This is a genomic window from Corallococcus sp. AB038B, from assembly GCF_003668955.1.
Lineage (GTDB): Bacteria > Myxococcota > Myxococcia > Myxococcales > Myxococcaceae > Corallococcus > Corallococcus exiguus.
Map to the genome: position 1 here is coordinate 875,277 of NZ_RAWO01000001.1, position 19,537 is coordinate 894,813.

Here is a 19,537-nt window from a genome sequence, read left to right on the forward strand (position 1 = left end):
GGCGAAAGACAGAACGAACATGCCGGTCCTGTATTTCCAGAAGAAGGACGTCCCGGGTGCTCCCGGCAATTACTTGCGCCGTGGAGGTGAATCGCGCAGCAACGGCTGGCCCTGGCGCAGATGTCTGGCCAGCGCGGCGTAGGAGCCCTGCTGGTACCTGGCCCACGCGTCGGGGTGCAGCAACTGCTCCAGCGCTCCCGCGATGACCTGGGAGTGTCCTTGGAGGTGCGTATCCGCGTGGACCTGGTCCACGGCGTCCGCGCGGTCGTCGGCCACCACCGCGCGAGCCGTCAGCGTGTCCGCGTAGGTGGAGTAATCGTTGTAATAGGTCCAGGCCGCGCCGCGCAGGGTGAGGCCTCCCAGCGCGACCAGCTCTCCATGGAAGAGGAGGTTGTCCGCCTGGATGGAGCCGCCCGCGAAGAGCAGGGCGTAGTCGAACCCTTCATGGACGATGTTGCCCTCCACCACCAGGTCCCCCGCGACCAGCAGGCGGGACTGGTCCTCCAGGAGGAGGTGGCCCTTCACGTGGACGCGGCCCTCTTCGAAGACGAGGTCCGTTCCCTCCGTCAGCGTCAGGTCTCCGTCCACCTGCTTCGTCGCGGCGGAGGCTGGGAGTCCGGCCTTGAGTTGGGCCCGCTTCCCGGCCGTCCCGCAGGGCTCGTGGAGCGAGGCGTGTTCCATCAACTTCTGGAGCAGTGACATGGTGGGACCCTGTTCGGTGGAAGGTCCCGGCTCTAAGTTCTTGAGCCATGAACGTCTACGAGATTCGCGGTGCCTTCGGTCTGGACAACCTGGTGCGCGCGGAGCGGCCGGACCCCGTGCCTGGCCCCTTCCAGGTGCGCGTGCGCGTGAAGGCCACGAGCCTCAACTCGCGCGACCTGATGATGGTGGAGGGCCGCTACAACCCTCGACAGAAGCTGCCGCTGGTGCCCAACTCGGACGGCGCGGGCGTGGTGGACGCGGTGGGGCCGGGCGTCACCCGCGTGAAGCCAGGCGACCGGGTGATGACGCTGTTCGCGCAGGGCTGGCAGGCCGGTGAGCCGACGAAGGCCATCACCGCCACCACGCTGGGCGGGCCGCTGGATGGCGCGCTCGCGGACACGATGCTCCTGCACGAGGACGGCGTGGTGCTCACGCCCGCGTACCTCACCGACGAGGAGGCCGCCACGCTGCCGTGCGCGGCGGTGACGGCGTGGAGCGCGCTCGTCACTCAAGGCGCGCTCAAGGCCGGGGACACGGTGCTGGTCCAGGGCACGGGCGGCGTGTCCATCTTCGCGCTGCAGATTGCCCGGCTGTTCGGCGCGCACGTCATTGCCACGTCCAGCCGCGACGACAAGCTGGAGCGGGCCCTGAAGCTGGGCGCGCAGGAGGGCATCAACTACGTCACCACCCCGGACTGGGAGAAGGCGGCGCGCACGCTCACCGGAGGCGTGGGGGTGGACCACGTGGTGGAGGTGGGCGGCTCGGGGACGTTCGAGAAGTCACTCAAGGCGCTGCGCGTGGGCGGCACCGTGTCCGTCATCGGCGTGCTGTCCGGTGGGGCGGGCTCCGTGTCCCTGGTCCCCATCCTGATGCAGAACCTGCGCGTGCAGGGCGTGTTCGTGGGCCACCGTCAGTCCTTCGAGGCGCTGACGCGCGCGTTCACGCTCCATGACGTCCACCCGGTGGTGGACCGCGTGTTCCCCTTCGCGGAAGCGCGCGCCGCCTTCGAGCACATGAAGCAGGGCGCGCACTTCGGGAAGATTGTCATCAAGGTGAGCTGACCCACGCGAAGTGGAAGTGGGCCTCCACCGTGGGCGTGGTGGTGCCCTTGGGCATGGGCGGGAAGGGCGCCGCCTTCTTCACCGCGGCGAGCGCGGCGGCGTCCCACGCCTTGGCGCCGGACTCGGTGAGGATGGCGGTGGAGATCAGCTTGCCGTCCTTGTCGAGCACGGCCTGGACGATGGTCTTCTTGCCCAGGGCCGGAGTGCCCTTGGGGCCCGGCTGCTTCCAGGCCTTCGCCACGCGCTGGAAGGCCTGCTGCTGGTAGGTGGGGCTGTCCACCGAGCCCTGGAAGTAGGTCTGGAGCTGGGGACTGCCGCTCGCGGCCAGGGCCCCGGAAGCGAGGGCCAGCGCGAGCACCACCACGGCGGTTTTCGGGATGCGGAGCATGGGCCGAATATAGGGCCCGCTCAGCTCCTCGGCTGGGGGCCTCGGGGGGGGAGGGGCTTCGCTTCGGGGGGCTTGCCAGCGCCCTTCTCCGGCTGCCAGGACAGGTCGTACACGGCAGCGTCGCCCGCCGCGCGCATCAGCACCACGGAGGCGCCGTGCGCGCCGCTCATCTCCAGGCCGGCGGAGAAGAGGCCCCGGTAGAAGCCGGCGATCACCACCGGGCGGCAGGTGAGCACGTAGCGCGTGGGCCCCGTCTGCTCCAGCCGCGCCTCCAGGTAGTTGGTGCCCGTGCGCAGGTTGCGCGTCATCCGCTCCAGCATCCGGTGCGGCCCCAACAGCCGCACGCCCGCCAGGAGCGCGCTGCCAATGAGCGTGGACCCGTAGCCCTCCAGGAAGCGCCGGCCCACCACCTCCGCGCCGTCGTCCAGCGTGGCCGAGGGTGCGAGCACGGACGACGCCAGCTTCAGCGACTCCACCCACACCTCCAGGGGATAGGCCACCGCCAGCTTCCCGCGAGGGTCGATGCCGGCGTCGCGCAGCTGCCGCGCGCACGGCTCGTCCAGGTGGTCACCCAGGGCGCGAATCAGCCCTTCGAAGCTCTGCTGGAAGACAAGGCGTTCGGGGGTCGTCGGCATGTCCTCCCACGCTACCCGCGTGAGCGGGGCCGCCTCAACCCGGTAGGTTCCCAGTTCTCAAGAACATGACGCGGAGTGTTCGAAAACGCAGTGCGGCACGAGGCCCGACGGGTCGGCCGACGCGGTTCGACGCGTCGAAAGGGGGGGCCGGAGCGACTCCTCCGAGGGAGCGGGGCATGGCATCGCGGTTGCTCTGGGGGAGGAGGCGTCACCTCAACCCACCTAGGAGCAAGACCATGGGCACTCCCTCCGTGATTTTCGTCGCCAACAACACCAGCGGTGCCAACTGGCTGCCGGGCACTCCCACCATCGACCACGGGGCCCTCAGCCCGTCGACGCCGCCCAATGTGTCGACGCAGGGGGGCCCGCAGAACCTGTTCACCGCGGAGCCCAACTGGGGGCTCATGGGGGACGAGGGAGCCGTGACGTACTCGTGCGGCGCCAGCCCGTCGACGGACCAGTTCGTGCTGTGGTGGGACAACCGCTGGTCGCACGCCTCCGGCCCGGGCGTCATCGCGAAGAGCGCCAACTACGACATCTCCTCCACGGTGTCGTTCAGCCAGGGCTCCGGCAACTACACCGTTACGGTGAGCCTGGCGCCCAAGACGGCGAAGCGCTGACGCGCGTGCGGTAGGGTCGTGGGCCATGCCGCACGACCCCCTCGCCGATGTCTCCACGGCCGCGATGAAGGAGCGCGGAGCTTCGCGGGGAGCTCCCCGCGCCGTGCCCGCGCTGACGGTGGTGTCCCATCCGGTGCCCCGGCGCGTGGGGGAGCGGCTGCTGTTGGACGCGGTGGTGGCGGGGCGGACCCTGGCCCTGTCGCGCAACGCGCCGGACTTCGCGAAGCCGGGCAGCTCGCTGGGGCTGCCGCTGGCGGATCCGTTCGTGAGCCGCAAGCCGCTGGAGCTCTCCGCCCTGCCGGACAGGGGCGTGCGCCTGACGGTGCCGGAGGACGGCACGCACGTGGTCGCGGCGGGCGTGCCGCTCCAGGGCTCAAGGGACTTCGGGCCGGCGGAGTTGATGGACGGGGTGGCGCTGGAGCTGTCGGGCCGCGTGGTGCTGCTGCTGCACACGGTGGAGCTGGACGGCGAGGGCATGGCGGACACGCCGGGCATGGTGGGCGAGAGCGCGGGCCTGCGGCGGCTGCGCAAGCACATCGAGCGGGTGGCGGACCTGGACGTGTCGGTGCTCATCCGGGGCGAGACGGGCACGGGCAAGGAGCTGGTGGCTCAGGCCATCCACCGGCTGTCACCGCGCCGGGATGGGCACTTCGTCAGCGTCAACCTGGGGGCCATCCCCAAGGAGCTGGCGGCGGCGGAGCTGTTCGGTTCGCGGAAGGGCGCGTATTCCGGGGCCACGCAGGACCGAGAAGGCTTCTTCCGCGCCGCGCACGAAGGCACGCTGTTCCTGGACGAGGTGGGCGAAGCGCCGCCGGAAGTACAGGTGATGCTCCTGCGCGTATTGGAGACGGGGGAGCTGTACCCCGTGGGCGCCAGCCAGCCGGTGAAGGTGGACGTGCGACTCATCGCCGCGACGGACGCGCACCTGGAGGAGCAGATCCGCGACGGGCGCTTCAAGGCGCCGCTGCTGCACAGGTTGGCGGGCTACGACCTGCGCGTCCCCGCCCTGCGTGAGCGGCGCGAGGACGTGGGCCGGTTGTTCTTCCACTTCGCGCGCGAGGAGCTGGCGGCGCTGGGAGAGGCTGCGCGGCTGGACACGGAGGATCCGCACGCGGAGCCGTGGCTGCCCGCGCCGCTGGCGTCGAGGCTGGTGCGCGCGGCGTGGCCGGGGAACATCCGGCAGCTTCGCAACCTCACGCGGCAGCTCGTCATTGGGAGCCGGGGACAGGCACGGTTGCAGTTGGATCCACAGCTGGACGAAGCGCTGAGCGCGGCGTCCTCTGGCGCCGTGGCACCCACTCGGGACCCGGCGGCGATGCCCGCGGGGGCCCCGGAGGCGCGCGAGGCGGCGGTGCCCCGGCGCAAGCCGTCGCAGGTGACGGAGGCGGAGCTGCTGGCCGCGCTGCGGGCGAGCGCATGGGACCTGAAGGCCACGGCGGACGCGTTGGGCATTCCACGCCCGTCCGTCTACGACCTCATCGAGCGCAGCCCGAACCTGCGCACCGCCGGAGACCTGGGCGCGGACGAAATCATCCGCTGCTTCGAGACCTGCGGCGGCGACCTGGACGCGATGGTGCGCACGCTGGAGGTATCGAAGCGCGCGCTGGGGCGGCGGTTGAAGGAGTTGGGGCTTACGGCGAAGGTCCCATGAACGCAGTGGCACGCTTGCTGCTGAGCCGTCGCGTCATCCGTCTTCATCCCTGGAGGGTTCCCCATGCGAAGCCGCGTTCTCTTCCCGCTGTGCCTCACCGGACTGCTGCTGGCCTGTGCCAGCGGTGGTTCCCGTTCCACCTCATCCGAAGCCGCGTCGTCCGACAGCGAGCCGGTGCAGCCCTGCACGGTGAACCCGACGCCGCCCCAGGCGGACGTGCTGGTGACCATCACCGCCAGCACGGACGGTAAGGTGCACTTCAGCAGCACGACGGTGAAGGTGCTGCCCGGGCAGACGGTGGGCTTCGTGTCCCAGGTGCAGCAGGACCGGTGCATCCGCGTGCATGAAAGCAGTTTCCTCGAGGACCCTCGGCGGAACCCCCTGTCGGTGCCCGCGTGTCAGGTCGCTTCCTGGACGCTGAGCTCCGGGGATGAGCCGGGGACGAGAACGTCGCTGTGGTCCTGCCCGACGAGCGACTGCTCCAAGTGCACGCAGCCCACGGAGTCCGAGGGCATCCGGCAGACCATCAACGGCACGTTGGAAGTCACCGGGCGCGGCCAGGACTGAAGCACGCGGTCCCCGGAGCGGGGTTCGTCAGGGCTTGCGGGCCCTGGCTGGCCGGGCGGGCTGCCGTGGCGGCGCGGCCGGAGTCACGGTGGTGCCGGTGCTCGCGGTGACGGCCCGGAGCTCTTCGAGCCCGAGCTGGATGTGCCGTGAGAGGTCCTGCGCCTTCGGGTCTTCGAGCCAGCGCTCGAACGCGACCTTGAAGACGGCGATGCCCGCTTCGGCGGCCAGGCTCGCGGTGGGCTCGGTGACGCCGCGCTTTCGAAGCGTGTCCGCGGCGGCCGAGGCGAGGGAGGCCAGCTTGATCAGCTCGCGCTCCCGAAGCTCCGCGTGCGCGGCGAGGAGCGCCTGGCGCGCCCGGGCATGGTCGCGGCGGTCCTTGAAGAAGGGGGCCAGGGAATCGAGGGCGGCTGCGACCGTGTCGAGCGGCGCGGTCCCCTGAGGGGCCTCCGCGATGGTGGAGACGATGCGTTCGTGAAGCGCGTCCGAGCCTCCGAACAGGACCTCCTTCTTATCGGTGAAGTAGCGGAAGAACGTCCGCTCGGTGAGCCCCGCGCGCGCGGCGATCTCCTCCACCGTCGTCCGGTCGTACCCGTGCTCCTGGAACAGGCTCATCGCGGCCTGTGCGAGCCGGTCTCGTGCGTTGGGTTCCCAGCGGCCCATGGGCCCAAGCTTAACCTGATTGCAGTCACTGACATCACTTGTTAGTAGTGATGTCAGTAGCTGACATCAAGGGGTTTTCCATGCGCGTATTCGTGACGGGTGCGTCTGGTTTCATCGGCTCGGCGGTCGTCCCTGAACTCCTGGGGGCGGGGCATCAGGTGGTGGGGCTTGCCCGCTCGGATGCTTCGGCCTGGGCCTTGGAGGCGGCGGGGGCGGAGGTGCATCGCGGTTCGCTGGATGACCCGGACAGCCTTCGCGCTGGAGCGGCGAAGGCGGATGGGGTCATCCATCTGGCGTTCATCCACGACTTCTCCCGCTTCGCGGACTCGGTGCGTGCTGACGCGCGCGCGATTGAGGCCATGGGCAAGGCGCTGGAGGGTTCCCAGCGGCCCCTTGTCATCGCGGCGGGGTTGCTGGGCCTGGCGCCGGGACGCATCGCCGTGGAGACCGATGCGGCGGCTCCATCAGGGCGCGGCGCGTCGGAGGCGATGATGCTCGCGCTGGCCGAGCGCGGAGTGCGCACGTCCATCGTGCGGCTTGCGCCGTCGGTTCATGGCAAGGGCGACCATGGCTTCGTGCCGCACCTCATTGCCTCCGCGCGACGGACGGGCGTGGCTGCCTACGTGGGTGAGGGGGCGAATCGCTGGCCCGCGGTGCACAGGTCCGACGCGGCTCGGCTCTTCCGGCTCGCGCTGGAGCGGGCCCCCGCGGGTTCGAGGCTCCACGCCGTTGCCGACGAGGGCGTGCCTGCTCGGGACATCGCGGCCGTCATCGGTCGCCGGGTGGGAGTGCCGGTCGCTTCGAAGACGCCGGGAGAGGCCGGCGACTTCCTCGGCTTCCTGGGGACACTCTTCGCGCTCGATGCTTCTGCGTCGAGCGCCCGCACGCGCGAACAGCTCGGCTGGCGGCCCGAAGGGCCCGGGCTCCTGGCGGACCTCGACGACGACCACTACTTCGCATCGGACGCTGGCACGATCCTGTGAGCGCGATGGAGGACCGCTGGTGTCTCGGTTCTACGGGCCGGGTCTGACACGAGGCTGCTCGGGATCCGCTGGACCGGCGGCGTCCTGTTGTTCGATAGGCGAGGAGCGGGCGCATGCCCGCGCCAATCGGACGAGAAGTCTGTCCGTCCGCACGGATGAGAAGGTGAGAGTCCGGCTGGGCCTCCCCGGCCGCAGCGCACGAACTTGTCCGACAGTCGAACAGGTTTGAACAGCCGAGTCCCCAGAGGACCCCGGTTCACCCGAACCACGGAAACCTGTCCGACAGTCGGACCGCGATTGGGAGAACCATGAGGGGTTCCCGCGCCAGCCGAACCGCGGAAAGCCGTCCGACAGTCGGACAGCTTTTGGGTGGCCGTGTCCCCAGGGCACGCCGCCCCAGCCGAACCGCGGAAAGCTGTCCGACAGTCGGACAGCTTTTGGGTGGCCGTGTCCCCAGGGCACGCCGCCTCAGCCGAGCCGCGGAAACTTGTCCGACAGTCGGACAGGTTTTGGAAGGTCGCGCCGGCAGGGGATGGGGGGCGGGGAGGTCTGGGCGACGCTGCCCCGGATGACTCAGCTCAGCCCGAGGTCTCCCGCTGGTTCACGGCCATCATCGTGGCGAGCATGGTCGCGATGGGCTTGAGGCCTGCATCGGTCTCCGCGAACACGTCACCCGTGGTGACCGTGAGCGTCCGGCCGGGCTTTGTCACCCGGCCCTGCGCGATGAACTTCCGGCCGGCGGCGGGCGCGAGGAAGTTCACTTTGTACTCCACCGTCAGGACGGCGGCGTCCACGGGCATCAGCGAGTACGCCGCGTAACCGCATGCACTGTCGACGATGGCCGTGACGATGGCCGCGTGCAGATAGCCGTGCTGCTGCGTGAGGTCCTCTCGGAACGGCAGCTCGATGACGACCTCGCCCGGTGACACGGAGGTCAGCGACGCACCAATCGTGTCCATGACGCGCTGGCGCGCGAAGCTGTCTCGAACGCGCTGCTCGAACGCGGCGTCCGCTGGAGTGAAGACCTGGGGGCCGAAGGGTGGCCTGCCTGTGCTCATGGAGGTGCTCCCGGTGGTCAGAGCTGAGGGGCGCTGCCGAAGCCGATCTCGTTCCCGTCGGAGTCCCGGTAGGTGGCCCTTCGGACGCCGTCCTTGTACGTCTCCTGCTTCTCCGCGTGGATCCCCCGCTCGGCGAGCTGGGCCACGAGGCCGTCCAGGTCGTCCACGAAGATCGAGAGGTTCGCGTGGCCCGCGTGCTCGGGGCGTTCATCGATGAAGATGGACCGGTGCTCGGCGAGATCCCACACCGCCTTCGTGGGCGTGGCGACGAGCGTGGGCGGTCCGCCGAACAATCGCGAGTACCAGTCGCAAGCCGTGGCGTAGTCCGAGACGGCGATTCCGGCGTAGAGGGCGAGCGGCATGCGCCGACGCTATGTACGTTGCATCAGCGCGGCAACACCTGGAGCGGCGAAGATGCCGTGCATTCACCAACCCGCGCCGGGCCGTCATTCCGGCGGCAGCTTCGCGAGTGCGCGACGCAGATCATCGCGCAAGGTGCTCGCGTCCTTCCACCGGGGGCGCGCGGTGAGCACGGCCTCGGTCAGTGACAGTCCCTGCTGGAGGTGGGCTCGTGCGTCCGAACCAGAGGTCGTCGCGCCCCATTCGCGAAGGAACGCGCTGTAGGCCAGGCGCGGATCCAGGTTCTCGGGATCCAGCTCCAGTGCCTTCTGGAAATCGCTCGCAGCGGCCTGGAAGGACGCGTCTGGCTTCTGGCCCCTTCGGACTTCATCGCGAGTCTGGAGAACTCGTACCTCTCCCCGCCATCGCCATGCCTGCGCGAGTGATGGGTTGAGCTTCAGCGCACGCTCCAGCGCCTCCGTGGCCTGAGCGAGCGCAGGCCGTGGATCCTTCCCGTGCTTCAGCGCGTACGCGGCCACGGTGTGGTGCACCTGGCCCAGGTTGGTCCACGGCTCCGCGAGTCCAGGCAGCAACGTCGTGGCCTGCTGGAGTTCGGCCTGAGCCTCCTTCGCGCTCGCGGTGGGATCCTGGTCGCGCAGCAGGCGCCAGGTCGCGCGCCACATGCGCACCTCGCCCAGGTTGTTGTGCGCGAAGCCCACCTTGGGCGCGATGGCGATGGCCTGGATGAAAGCCTGCTCCGCCTGGTCCAACAGGGGCTCCGGTGAATCTCCCCGGTCCCACGCCTCGCGGGCCTGGTCGAGCAGGATGGTCCCCACACCGTTCTGGAGCGGCGGCAGCTTCGCGTTGATGGCGACGCCCTGGCGATAGGCCTCCAGCGCACGGGCGAGTCCTGGCCCCGCGTCGCCGCCGTGGTCTCTCAGACGCAAGGCGAGCGTGCGGTGCACCTCCGCCAGGTAGAACCACGCGACGACGTGCCCCGGGTCGAGCGTGCTCGCGCGCTCCAGCGCTGTTCGAGCTTCTTCCAGGTCCGCATCCTTCGATGGTGCACGCGGATGGTTGGCTCGGTTCACGTAGGCCGTGCCCAGGTTGATCCACGCATCCGGCCGCTTCGCGTCCAGCTCCAACGCTCGCCGGTAGGACGCGATGGCCTGTTGCCGGAAGGGCAGCGAGTCCCCGCCTCGCCCGTCCTCTGAATCTGCCCACACCTTGAAGACGAGCCCCAGGTCCAGGTGGAAGTCGTAGTCGCGCGCGGACTCGGGAATGGACTCGAAGGCGGCGACGGCGGCCCGCAGTTGTTCGCGCGGATCCTCATTCCGGTCCTGACGGTAGCGGGCCCACTGCCACCAGCCCATGGCCAGCGTGTGGCGCGCCTCCACCTTCTCGGGAGCAAGCCGTAGCGCCTCCTTCGCCGCGTCGAGCGTGCGCGTGAGGAGCGGCTCCACGTCGCCTCCACTGCTGAGGCTCGCCTGGGCCAGGCTCCGGTGGAGCCGGGCCTCCAGCACCCAGGTGTCCGCTTCATCGGGAGCCACCGTGCGCGCGCGTGACACGGCCTCCATCCCGCGCGTGTACGCGGGCAGCACGTCGCCCTTGCCGGACAGTTCCTGGAACAAGGCCTCCTGCTCCAGCTCCGCCCGCGCTCGGTGCACGGCGGATACACTGCGGCCGATGTCCGCCGCCGCGTCGTAGGCCCGCCGTCCGGCCTCCAGGTCGTCCCGGGCCGCGTCGCGTTCACTCGCCAGTGCATGGCGCACGGCGCGAGCGAGCAGCACGTCGCCCCGGAGCCGTGGCGCTTCGTGGAACCACGGCAGCCGCGCGCCCAGCGCGTCCAGTGACTTCAGCGCGTCCTCGAAGCGTTCCTGATGGAAGGCGCGGAGGGCCTCCGCGTATTCAGGGGCGGGCACCTCCGCGCCTCGGCCCTGCTCCAGGAATGCCAGCGCCGGGTCACGGGAGTGCGTCCAGGCTTCGCGCCGCTTCGCCTCGCGGCTGGCCGCGTCTGGGATGCGGTCCGCCTCCAACCGCTCGCGCTGGTAGCGATGACCCAGCACCAGCGCGAGCGCATACGCCACGCGCGGCTCACGGAAGCCCTTCGCCCAGGCGGTCTCCAGGTGCGTGAGCGCGGACTCCTCGTCCCCCAGCGCCAGGAACCCGCGCCCCAAGGCGTAATGGCCCGGGCCCTCCGCGACGGGACCGGCGTCGCGCATGGAGGCTTCGATGTCGCGCATGCGGGCGCGCATCGCCTCGCGGTCCGGCCGCGTGTCGTGCAGGGGCGCCTGTCCGGAGTAGCGGGCCTGGGCCTCGATGCGTTCGACGCCCTCGGTGAAGCGTCGGGTCAGGGCCTCGCGCCGAGACACCTCCCGCCGGGCCATCACGCCCTGGCCCACGGCGCCCGCCACGGCGAGTCCGGTGATGCTCGCGACGACGACGGCGACCCTGTGACGGGCCATCCACTTGCGCACGCGGTACGTGGGGCCCGTGCGCGCGAGCACCCGGTCGCCTTCGAGGAACCGCGTGAGGTCGTCCGCCAGTGCCCGCGCGGAGCCGTAGCGCCGCGAGCGGTCCTTCTCCAGGCACTTGAGGACGATGGCCTCCAGGTCCGCCGGAATCCCGGCGTCCAGCTCTCGCGGACGGCGAGGCTCCTGGGTGGCGATGCGACCGAGTACCTCCAATCCATTGGCACCAGTGACAGGCGGTTGGCCGGTGAGCAGGTGATACAGCGTGGCGCCCAGACTGTAGATGTCCGCGCGCCGGTCCAGCCGGGTGACCTCGCCCCGGGCCTGTTCGGGGGCCATGTACTGGGGCGTGCCCAGCACGGTGCCGGTGGCGGTGGCTGCATCGTCGCTGGACCAATCGCGCGCCAGGCCGAAGTCCATGACGTAGGGGCGCAGGGCACCGTCCTCGCCGCGCTCCACGAGGATGTTGGAGGGCTTGAGATCACGATGCACGAGCCCAGCCAGATGGGCCGCGTGCACGCCCAGCGTGGCGTCTCGAAGCACGAGCGCCTTCTGCTCCACGGACAGCGTGCCTGCGAGCGTGTGCAGGGGCGCCCCCGCGATGTACTGCATGGCGATGTACGCGCGGCCCTGGACCTCACCGACCTCGTACACACGGCAGACGCGCTCGTGGTCCACTCGGGCCTGGGCTCGGGCCTCGGAGATGAAGCGGCGGGACAGCTCCGGGTCCTCGTCGCGGACGAACTTCAGCGCCACGTCGCGGTGGAGCCGCAGGTCCCGGGCCAGGAAGACGCGGCCCATTCCGCCCTGACCTAGAAAGCGGATGGGCCGGTAGCGCGTCCAGTGCGGCACCGGGAACGCGGGACCGTCCGTGACGGCAGTGGGTGCGGCGCCTGGAGGCAACGTGTCGTCAGCGGTGCCTGGTGGGGCGTTCCTCTCCACTTCCAGGCTCCGGCGCAGCGACACGAGCGAATCCCCGGTGAGCCGCCCGCGCTCCACGAGGAGCTGCAACGGGGACACTCCGCGCCGCACCGCCTCCTCGCGCAAGGTGTCTACGTCCTCGCGGGAGAGCAGGCCCTCGGCCAGGGCCATGCGCAGCTCCGCTTCATTCGCCTCAAGCACGCGGGGAGCGTACCGGAGCCCCCGGCCTCCACGCACGGCGGCGCGGCGCGACTTGCGGTGCCCGGCCGCCCGTTCCCAAGATGCGCGGCATGAGTTCCATGTGGGTCCTGGAAACGCCGCAGCCGCCGCCTGACGCGCGCATCGCCTATGGAGAAGCCCCGCAGCAGTTCACCGAGCTGCGCAAACCCAAGGGGAAGGGCCCGCACCCCGTGGTCCTCTTCGTCCACGGTGGCTTCTGGCGCGCGGAGTACGGCCTGGAGCACGCGGGCCACCTGTGCGCGGACCTGACGAAGCGTGGCTTCGCGACGTGGAGCCTGGAGTACCGGCGCGTGGGCCAGGACGGCGGCGGCTTCCCCGGCACCCTGGAGGACGTGGCCTCCGCGGCGGACCACCTGATGAGCGCGGCTCCGTCGCTGGGGCTGGACCTCTCCAACGTGGTGGCCATGGGCCACTCCGCGGGCGGACACCTGGCCATGTGGCTCGCCGCGCGGCACTGCCTCCCGCCGAAGCATCCGCTTTACCGTGATGCTCCGCTGAAGCTGAAGGGCGTGGTGTCCCTGGCCGGTGTGCTGGACCTGGCGCAGGGCGCGGCGCTGGACCTGGGCAACGGCATCGTGAAGACCTTCATGGGCGGCACCCCGGAGCAGGTCCCGGAGCGCTACGCCGTGGCGTCACCCGCCGCGCTCCAGCCCCTGAAGCTGCCGCAGGTCCTCATTCATGGCACCGAGGACGACACCGTTCCGCTGAAGGTCAGCGAGGGTTTCCACGCCCGGGGCGTCCAGCAGAAGGACCCGGTGCACCTGGTCCCCCTGAAGGGCGCGGGCCACTTCGAGCTCATCGATCCGCGCTCCAAGGAGTGGCCTCGCGTGGTCCAGGCCGTGAAGAACCTGCGCTGAGCAGCCAGGCAGCCGGGCCCTGTGTTCCCCGCTCGGATGGGGAACCGGGGGGAGCGCCTTGCGTCCGTTCGCGCCTCCGGATGCGCACCCTGTCCTTCGGTCTTGATGGCCGGGAGGAGCAGACCGCATGGCGACGATGGACGTGATGCGCGGGCCGGGCATGGAGCGGCTGTCGCGCGGCGCGAAGGAAGCCGCGAACCACCCGTGGGCGAAGAGGCTGGGCCGCATGGGCTACGCGGCCAAGGGCTGCGTCTACGCCATCATTGGCGTGCTCGCGCTGAAGCTCGCGGCGGGCGAGGGCGGACGCGCCACGGACAGTCACGGCGCTGTCGCCACCGTGGCGCGCGGGCCCTTTGGCATCGTGCTCTTGTCGCTCTTGGCCGTGGGCCTCGTCGGCTACGTCATCTGGAGATTCGCGCAGGCGTTCGCGGACACGGAGGACAAGGGCTCGGACGCGAAGGGCATCGCCACGCGCGCCATGTACTTCGTGAGCGGTGTCATCTACGGCTCGCTGGCGCTGTTCGCGGTGAAGACCGTGGTGGGCGCGTCACAGGGGAAGGGCAAGGGCACTCAGGGCTGGACGGCGACGCTGATGGAGCAGCCTTTCGGCCGCGTCCTGGTGGTGCTGGTGGGGCTGGGCATCGTCGGCTTCGCGCTGAAGCAGTTCCACACGGCATGGAAGGCGAAGTTCCGGGAGAAGCTCACGCTCACGGGCCTGGCGGCGGCTCATCAGCACCGCGTGGAGCGGGTGTGCCAGTTCGGCATCGCCGCGCGCGGCGTGGTGTTCGCCGTCATTGGCGGCTTCCTGGTGCTCGCGGGCGTGGACTCGAACCCGGGCGAGGCCAAGGGCCTGGGAGAGGCCCTGGCCGTCGTCGCCCGCCAACCCGCGGGCGACGTGCTCCTGGGAGTGGTGGCGGCGGGCCTGGTGGCCTACGCCGCCTACCTGTTCCTCCAGGCGCGCTACCGCGAACTCTAGAAGAGGTTCCAGAGGTACTGGTTCGTCACCTCATGGTGGAACTGGATCTCCGCGTCCTTCACGCGGGTTCCCAGCTGCTTGGGGCAACGGTCCGCGGAGGACACCTTCAGCTCCGCGTACTTGCCCTGCACCTGCTCACCCAGCGTCTGCGCGACGAACTGGCTGCCCTTGAAGAAGCGCACCGCGTCGTAGATGTTGTCCGGCAGGAAGCGCGTGCGGCTGCGCTTGGTCTCCGCGTCCTCCTGCGGCTGCGGGCCCTCCAGGCCGGTCTTCAGCAGCGTGAAGAGCACCATGTACGGGTTCGCGTCCGGCGCCACCGAACGGCACTCGACGCGCGCGCTGCGCTCGTTGCCGAACGGGATGCGCACCATGGCGCCGCGGTTGTTCGCGGAGGCCTTGATCTGGTTGGGCGCCTCGTAGTGCGGATCCAACCGGCGGTACGAGTTCACGCTGGAGTTGAGGACCAGGCAGATGTCGTTCGCGTTGTTCAGGAGGCGGTCGATGAACTCCCAGCCCATGGCCGACAGGCCGTCCTGACCGCCCTTGTCGTAGAACAGGTTCTTGTTGTTCTTCGACAGCGACATGTTGATGTGCATGCCGTTGCCGTTCACGCCGGTGACGGGCTTGGGCAGGAAGCTGGCCGTCAGCCCCTGCTGCGCGGCGACCTGGCGGCAGAGCAGCTTGTAGAGCTGGATCTGGTCGGCGGCGACGAGCGCCTCGCTGTAGGAGAAGTTCATCTCGAACTGGGAGGGCGCCACCTCCGGGTGGTCCTTCTCGTTCTCGAAGCCCATGGCGCGCTGCGCTTCCGCGGCCTTGTCGATGAAGGTGCGCAGCCCGTCGCCCGGCAGCGCGTGGTAGTAGCCGCCGATGGAGATGAACTCGAACTTGCCCTCTTCGTGGTAGTGGCGCTCGGCGTCACGGCTCTTGAAGAGGAAGCCTTCGATTTCCGGCGCCGCGTGGAACACGGTGCCGTCCTTCTGGAACAGCTGCTCGGTGGCGCGCTTGAGCTGCCCGCGCATGTCCGAGTGGTACGGCGTGCCGTCGCGCTCCAGCACCTCGCAGAACGCGAGCACCTTGCCGGGGCCGAAGATGTCGGACGGCAGCCAGTAGAACGCGCTCCAGTCCACGTTCAGGCGCAGGTCGCTCTCCGCCTGCGCGGAGAAGCCGCGGATGGAGGAGCCGTCGAAGGTGAGGTTGTCCGCGCTCTTGAGGAGGAACTTCTTGTCGTAGTCCAGCATGTGCAGCCGACCTTCCAGGTCGGTGAAGCACACGGTGACGGCCTTGATGCGCTTCTCGTCGGTCAGGTACTTGATCCGCTCCTCGCGAACCTTGTCCGGCGACTCGCGCTTGATGCGCTGGCGCTTCACCTTGAGGTTGAGTTCCTCCAGCTCGTCGTAGGGAATCTCCAGGAAGTCCCGCAGCGGCTTCTGCTCCATGGTCCTGCCTCCAGGCGTGTCCCCGGTTCCGGAGTACCGGCAGGGACATCAAAATCACGGTCGCAGGTATTTACATTCCGCGACGCGAAATCAAGCCTAATTTAGGCGGACCGAAGGCTAAAGGTCTTGTCGGGTCGAGCACGGACGCCCGAACGTCAAGGGACGGGGTGTCTGACGCCCCGGCCAGTGGACACTGCGCGCCGCGCTGCGTTGGCTGCGTGTCCGCATTCGGACGCGGGCTACGGGAGGGGGACGAGCCCCTGCTCGGGCAGGGCGGTGCCGGCGGGCCACAGCACGTACGCGGCGCCTCGGGAGTGCTGCCAGGCACGCCACAGCTCGGCGCGGGGGTAGGTGGCGTGGGTGGTTTCGTTGGAGCCGAAAGCAGGGTCGTTGACGACGACGTCGCCGGTGTCGGTGAAGCCCTTCACGACGATGAGGTGGCCGTCGGTGCGGCGGGAGGCGCCGCCGGGGAGCTCGCCGGGTTCGTAGGCGATGCTGATGCTGACGGGGATGCCGGCGGCGACGAGGCGCTCCACGGGGGCGAACGAGTCGAAGCGGGCGACGAGTCCGTGCAGGGCGCCGTTGGACATGCTGGCGGCGTAGGCGGTGTTGAAGCTCCAGTTGCCGGTGCCCTTGTAGACCCAGTCATAGGTATGGGCGGCGGCGGTGGGCACGGGGTGTTCCAGGTCCGCACGGCCCAGCTTCCGGCTCCAGTAGCCGAGCAGCATGGTGGTGGACGTGGGGGAGCACCAGACCTCGCCGCCGTCGGGGTAGATCATCTGCGAGTAGCCCGGCACGTCGAGCACGACGCCCCACCCGGTGCGGTCCGACGTGGCGTCCTGGGGCTTGAGGCGCGTGTCGGTGACGGCGGCGGCGAGCGCACGGACGCGGGGGCTGATGTCAGTGCGTTCGGAGAAGAGGTGGACGGTGACGCGCAGGGCGTCCGCGCGGCGCTTGAGGTTGAGGGTGTCGGTGAGGACGTTGCCGTCGGCGTCGCCCTGGTTGTCCACGCTGTGGCGCGCGACGGTGGTGGTGTCGAAGGCCCAGACGCCCAGTTCGTAGTCCTTGGTCCAGGTGCCTTCGATGCGGGCGGAGACGGTGAGCTTCACCCAGGTGCCGGGCGGAGTCTGGGCGTCGAAGGAGGGCACGATGCTGTCGAAGCCGCCGGGTACGGACTGGACTTCGGAGGTGGCGGTGCCGACTCGGAAGGTGCCGCCATTGTAGAAGCTGCCGCCGTCGAACCAGCCGCCCGCGGGGAACGGGTCGGTGCCGTCCTTCGCGGTGGAGGGGTCCAGCTCCAGCGCGCCTTCCGCGGTGACGCGCGTGCCGTCACGGGAGAAGCGCGCGAGGTCGCCTGACACGGACGTCTTCTGCCACAGGCGCGCGGGCGAGCCGGTCTCCGGAGACGACGTGTCCGGCGGGGCCGACGGCGGCGAGGAGGCGCAGGCCCAGATGCAGGTGGCCAGCAGGACGGCGGAGAGGACGCGAGCGCGGGCGTTCACACGCGGGATTGTCGCAAACGCTCGTGCGTGGGCTCAAGTTGGATTCCTGGAAAGTCGAGCCGGGCGGACAGATTCGGGTCCAGGGGATGGAATGTCAGACGCGGTTGCTAGAGCGCCGTGCGCGAACGTTTCCGCATGGCCTGGGAGCTGGCCATGCGGCGGAAGGCGCTGGAGCAGAGCCTCAGAGACTCATGAGAAGTAGCGGCTCATGCCCAGAGGTCCTGCTCCAGCGTGTCCAGCAGCGCCAGGGCCGCTTCCGGCGTGGGCATGCCCGCCATCGTGATGACGCTCGCGTCGAGCGGCACCGCGACGTCCTCGCGCAAGGCCGCCACCGCGCGCTTCTGGGCCTCGCGCAGCGTCTCACGCTCCTCCGTGGACAGGCGCGGCCGGGCCCACTGGTCGATGTCCCACGACAGCGCAGCGTGCCGCGTCTCGTCCTCCGCGATGCGGACCATGGCCTCGCGCACCTCCAGGTCCCGAGCGTGCAGCGCCTGGTGGTGCGCGAGCAGCGCGCCGTACGTCTCGCGTACGCAGCCCTCCACGGCGTTCTCCATCGCTACGTCCACGAGTGAGCGCGGCGGCAACTCCTCCACCACCGGACGCTGGGGCGTGCCACCGAAGCGGTGCGCGAGCCGCTCTGTCACCTGGGCGTGCTGGACCTCCTCCATGGCGCTCCTTCGAGCCGCGTCCTGGAGGCCCACGTCCGCGCCGTGCATCGCCAGTTCATCCCGCAGCCGCAGGAACGCGTGCACTGACGCCGCCTCCAGGTGCGCCGCGTTCGCGAAGTAGCGGCCCAGTGCCTCCGGGCTCTCGCAGGCTTCCGCGACCTGGAGCCCCACCGGCCGACGGCCGATGTTGCAGTTGGGGTCTCCCTTTTCCAGGACGCGCTTCTCCTGCTCCTGGAGTTCGCCGGAAGCGGAGACCCGCACCACGTGCTGTGTCAGCTCCGTGTTCGGTCCGCAGGCGTAGCCCTTCGTCGCGACGACGTTGAAGCTGCCATCCGCGTTCTTCTTCACCGCGCCATACTTCTTGTCTCCGCAGAGGAGGGAATAGCCGGACGCGAAAGTCTTGAGCACCGCCTCCTGTTCCGTGTCGATGGTGCCCATCACCTGCTGGAGTTCCTCCAGCGTCGCGTGCGTCTTCACCTCGTCACCCCGGGTCGTCACCAGGAAGGACTCGCTGCAGAAGTCTATGCAGACATGGTGGAAGCCCGTGGTGACGTTCGCGCTCTCCAGCGCGGTCGTGCACGCGGGGACGTCGGTGGCCGTCGCGCAGGGCTCGCCGGAGGAACTCACGTTGACGTAGGTGGAGGGCGCCTGGCCTCCGTTGGGGTTGATGTAGCGGAGCTGCACGAAGTCCTGCTCCGGCGTCAGCGTCAGGTCACTGACGGACAGGCCCTGAACCGTGCACGCGACCTCCGAGTAGTCCTTCAAGTCCACGCTGCCCTCCGAGCCGTCACAGCCCGCCAGCACCAGGGGCGTGGCGAGCGAGGCGTGCAGGGCCCGCGAGAAGAGACGGCGCAGTCGATGGATGTTCAAGGGAGGCTCCTGGGCAGGACGTGTGTCCGGGACCCTGAGCAATGCGGATGCCAGGGCGTCTTCCCGGCGAAGCCCCCATCTCGCGTTGCTCGGAAAGTCGAGATGGACTCGGAAAGTTGAGGGGGACAGGACATGGACGCCGCGCTCGCAGGTCGACCTGGAGCCCTACCGGCCGTCGGGGCAGACCGAGTCTCCCTCCTCCAGGATGCGCGTCTCCAGCTTCTCGACCTTGCCGGACGCGGTCACCTGCAGCACGTACTGCGTCAGATTCGTGCCCGGTCCGCAGGCGTAGCCATTCGTCCCGATGACATTGAAGCTCCCATCCGCGTTCTTCTTCACCGCCCCCTGCTCCTTGGTCCCGCAGACGAAGGAGTAGCTGGACGCGAAGGCCTGGAGCACCGCCTCCTGTTCCGTGTCGATGGTGCCCAGCAACTGCTGGAGTTCCGCCTGCGACGAATACGTTTTCACCTCGTCACCCCGGGTCGTCACCAGGAAGTGCTGGCGGCATTCGCCCGTGCAGTTGTAGTGGAAGCCGGAGGTGACGGTCGCGTCCTCCAGCGCGGTCTCACACGCGGTGACGTCGGTGGCCGTCGCGCAGGGCTGGCCAGAAGAACTCACGCTGACAGAGGGGGAGCGCGTCTGGTCTCCAATGGTGTCGGGGTCGAAGGAGCGCAGTTGCACGAAGTCCGGCTCTGGGGTCAGCGTCAGGTCGCTGATGGCGATGCCCTGGTCCGTGCACTCGATCTCCGAGTAGCCCGTCAGGTCCACGCTGCCCTCCGGTCCGCCACAGCCCGCCAGCACCAGGGGCGTGGCGAGCAAGGCCCGCGAGAAGAGACGGCGCAGTCGATGGATGTTCAAGGGAGGCTCCTGGGCAGGCAGTGTGTCCAGAGCCCTGAGCAATGGGGATGCCAACACCTCCTCACAGGAGGGAT

At 69.6% G+C, this 19,537-nt stretch carries 18 protein-coding genes; 7 read left to right on the plus strand and 11 right to left on the minus strand.

Annotation, left to right across the window (positions count from 1 at the left end; genetic code table 11):
• Positions 1-69: 69 nt before the first annotated feature.
• Positions 70-702, minus strand: a complete 633-nt coding sequence (locus D7Y04_RS03750) for a hypothetical protein (RefSeq protein WP_121758331.1) — start codon at positions 700-702, stop codon at positions 70-72.
• A 47-nt stretch (positions 703-749) separates the two neighbouring features.
• Between D7Y04_RS03750 and D7Y04_RS03755 the strand changes: the two genes are divergently transcribed.
• The gene (locus tag D7Y04_RS03755; protein WP_120597244.1) at positions 750-1,763 is read left to right on the plus strand and encodes an NAD(P)-dependent alcohol dehydrogenase; all 1,014 of its coding nucleotides are present in this window, start codon (positions 750-752) and stop codon (positions 1,761-1,763) included.
• Here D7Y04_RS03755 and D7Y04_RS03760 read toward each other — a convergent pair.
• Together D7Y04_RS03760 and D7Y04_RS03765 are read right to left on the minus strand one after the other, a co-directional pair.
• The gene (locus D7Y04_RS03760; protein ID WP_120597243.1) at positions 1,750-2,151 is read right to left on the minus strand and encodes a TonB family protein; all 402 of its coding nucleotides are present in this window, start codon (positions 2,149-2,151) and stop codon (positions 1,750-1,752) included. The two genes, D7Y04_RS03755 and D7Y04_RS03760, sit on opposite strands and share 14 nt — an antisense overlap.
• 20 nt (positions 2,152-2,171) lie before the next feature.
• Entirely contained in the window at positions 2,172-2,786 is a 615-nt protein-coding gene (locus D7Y04_RS03765; RefSeq protein WP_121758332.1) for a DUF2378 family protein, read from the minus strand.
• Positions 2,787-3,022: 236 nt separating this feature from the next.
• On the opposite strand from D7Y04_RS03765, the gene D7Y04_RS03770 reads away from it, so the two are divergent.
• The 3 genes from D7Y04_RS03770 to D7Y04_RS03780 all read left to right on the plus strand — a co-directional run bounded on the left by D7Y04_RS03770 (position 3,023) and on the right by D7Y04_RS03780 (position 5,624).
• A complete protein-coding gene (locus D7Y04_RS03770; protein WP_120593168.1) occupies positions 3,023-3,406 on the plus strand; it encodes a hypothetical protein in 384 nt (127 codons plus the stop codon).
• Positions 3,407-3,431: 25 nt separating this feature from the next.
• Positions 3,432-5,057, plus strand: a complete 1,626-nt coding sequence (locus D7Y04_RS03775; protein WP_121758333.1) for a sigma 54-interacting transcriptional regulator — start codon at positions 3,432-3,434, stop codon at positions 5,055-5,057.
• 63 nt (positions 5,058-5,120) lie between these two features.
• Positions 5,121-5,624, plus strand: a complete 504-nt coding sequence (locus D7Y04_RS03780) for a hypothetical protein (protein ID WP_121758334.1) — start codon at positions 5,121-5,123, stop codon at positions 5,622-5,624.
• A 27-nt stretch (positions 5,625-5,651) separates the two neighbouring features.
• Here D7Y04_RS03780 and D7Y04_RS03785 read toward each other — a convergent pair whose 3' ends face one another.
• Complete coding sequence (locus D7Y04_RS03785) at positions 5,652-6,284, minus strand: TetR/AcrR family transcriptional regulator (RefSeq protein ID WP_121758335.1); 633 nt, start codon at positions 6,282-6,284, stop codon at positions 5,652-5,654.
• Positions 6,285-6,364: 80 nt separating this feature from the next.
• On the opposite strand from D7Y04_RS03785, the gene D7Y04_RS03790 reads away from it, so the two are divergent.
• Complete coding sequence (locus D7Y04_RS03790) at positions 6,365-7,267, plus strand: SDR family oxidoreductase (RefSeq protein WP_121758336.1); 903 nt, start codon at positions 6,365-6,367, stop codon at positions 7,265-7,267.
• Between the two features lie 578 nt (positions 7,268-7,845).
• On the opposite strand, the gene D7Y04_RS03795 is transcribed toward D7Y04_RS03790, so the two are convergent.
• The 3 genes from D7Y04_RS03795 to D7Y04_RS03805 form a co-directional block, all read right to left on the minus strand.
• Positions 7,846-8,325, minus strand: coding sequence for a PaaI family thioesterase (locus D7Y04_RS03795; RefSeq protein WP_121758337.1), 480 nt, complete (start codon positions 8,323-8,325; stop codon positions 7,846-7,848).
• Positions 8,326-8,342: 17 nt separating this feature from the next.
• Entirely contained in the window at positions 8,343-8,687 is a 345-nt protein-coding gene (locus tag D7Y04_RS03800; RefSeq protein WP_121758338.1) for a VOC family protein, read from the minus strand.
• A gap of 84 nt (positions 8,688-8,771) precedes the next feature.
• Positions 8,772-12,227, minus strand: a complete 3,456-nt coding sequence (locus tag D7Y04_RS03805; RefSeq protein ID WP_121759263.1) for a serine/threonine-protein kinase — start codon at positions 12,225-12,227, stop codon at positions 8,772-8,774.
• A gap of 119 nt (positions 12,228-12,346) precedes the next feature.
• Between D7Y04_RS03805 and D7Y04_RS03810 the strand changes: the two genes are divergently transcribed.
• Both D7Y04_RS03810 and D7Y04_RS03815 read left to right on the plus strand, forming a co-directional pair.
• The gene (locus tag D7Y04_RS03810) at positions 12,347-13,153 is read left to right on the plus strand and encodes a S9 family peptidase (protein WP_121758339.1); all 807 of its coding nucleotides are present in this window, start codon (positions 12,347-12,349) and stop codon (positions 13,151-13,153) included.
• Positions 13,154-13,280: 127 nt separating this feature from the next.
• On the plus strand, positions 13,281-14,129 hold the full coding sequence (locus D7Y04_RS03815) for a DUF1206 domain-containing protein (protein ID WP_121758340.1): 849 nt from the start codon (positions 13,281-13,283) through the stop codon (positions 14,127-14,129).
• Here the strand turns inward: D7Y04_RS03815 and D7Y04_RS03820 are convergent.
• From D7Y04_RS03820 to D7Y04_RS03835, 4 genes are all read right to left on the minus strand, one after another.
• Complete coding sequence (locus tag D7Y04_RS03820) at positions 14,126-15,565, minus strand: glutamine synthetase family protein (RefSeq protein WP_120593179.1); 1,440 nt, start codon at positions 15,563-15,565, stop codon at positions 14,126-14,128. The genes D7Y04_RS03815 and D7Y04_RS03820 overlap by 4 nt on opposite strands.
• A 239-nt stretch (positions 15,566-15,804) precedes the next feature.
• Positions 15,805-17,067 carry a C39 family peptidase gene (locus tag D7Y04_RS03825; protein WP_121758341.1) on the minus strand — a complete coding sequence of 421 codons (1,263 nt, stop codon included), beginning with the start codon at positions 17,065-17,067 and terminating at the stop codon, positions 15,805-15,807.
• Positions 17,068-17,273: 206 nt separating this feature from the next.
• Complete coding sequence (locus tag D7Y04_RS03830; RefSeq protein ID WP_121758342.1) at positions 17,274-18,605, minus strand: ferritin-like domain-containing protein; 1,332 nt, start codon at positions 18,603-18,605, stop codon at positions 17,274-17,276.
• Positions 18,606-18,770: 165 nt separating this feature from the next.
• Complete coding sequence (locus D7Y04_RS03835) at positions 18,771-19,463, minus strand: hypothetical protein (RefSeq protein ID WP_121758343.1); 693 nt, start codon at positions 19,461-19,463, stop codon at positions 18,771-18,773.
• Positions 19,464-19,537: the final 74 nt, after the last annotated feature.

Coding starts and splice junctions, on each gene's coding strand:
- D7Y04_RS03750 (WP_121758331.1), bottom strand. CDS start 702: ATGTCACTGCTCCAGAAGTTGATGGAACACGCCTCGCTCCACGAGCCC.
- D7Y04_RS03755 (WP_120597244.1), top strand. CDS start 750: ATGAACGTCTACGAGATTCGCGGTGCCTTCGGTCTGGACAACCTGGTG.
- D7Y04_RS03760 (WP_120597243.1), bottom strand. CDS start 2,151: ATGCTCCGCATCCCGAAAACCGCCGTGGTGGTGCTCGCGCTGGCCCTC.
- D7Y04_RS03765 (WP_121758332.1), bottom strand. CDS start 2,786: ATGCCGACGACCCCCGAACGCCTTGTCTTCCAGCAGAGCTTCGAAGGG.
- D7Y04_RS03770 (WP_120593168.1), top strand. CDS start 3,023: ATGGGCACTCCCTCCGTGATTTTCGTCGCCAACAACACCAGCGGTGCC.
- D7Y04_RS03775 (WP_121758333.1), top strand. CDS start 3,432: ATGCCGCACGACCCCCTCGCCGATGTCTCCACGGCCGCGATGAAGGAG.
- D7Y04_RS03780 (WP_121758334.1), top strand. CDS start 5,121: ATGCGAAGCCGCGTTCTCTTCCCGCTGTGCCTCACCGGACTGCTGCTG.
- D7Y04_RS03785 (WP_121758335.1), bottom strand. CDS start 6,284: ATGGGCCGCTGGGAACCCAACGCACGAGACCGGCTCGCACAGGCCGCG.
- D7Y04_RS03790 (WP_121758336.1), top strand. CDS start 6,365: ATGCGCGTATTCGTGACGGGTGCGTCTGGTTTCATCGGCTCGGCGGTC.
- D7Y04_RS03795 (WP_121758337.1), bottom strand. CDS start 8,325: ATGAGCACAGGCAGGCCACCCTTCGGCCCCCAGGTCTTCACTCCAGCG.
- D7Y04_RS03800 (WP_121758338.1), bottom strand. CDS start 8,687: ATGCCGCTCGCCCTCTACGCCGGAATCGCCGTCTCGGACTACGCCACG.
- D7Y04_RS03805 (WP_121759263.1), bottom strand. CDS start 12,227: ATGGCCCTGGCCGAGGGCCTGCTCTCCCGCGAGGACGTAGACACCTTG.
- D7Y04_RS03810 (WP_121758339.1), top strand. CDS start 12,347: ATGAGTTCCATGTGGGTCCTGGAAACGCCGCAGCCGCCGCCTGACGCG.
- D7Y04_RS03815 (WP_121758340.1), top strand. CDS start 13,281: ATGGCGACGATGGACGTGATGCGCGGGCCGGGCATGGAGCGGCTGTCG.
- D7Y04_RS03820 (WP_120593179.1), bottom strand. CDS start 15,565: ATGGAGCAGAAGCCGCTGCGGGACTTCCTGGAGATTCCCTACGACGAG.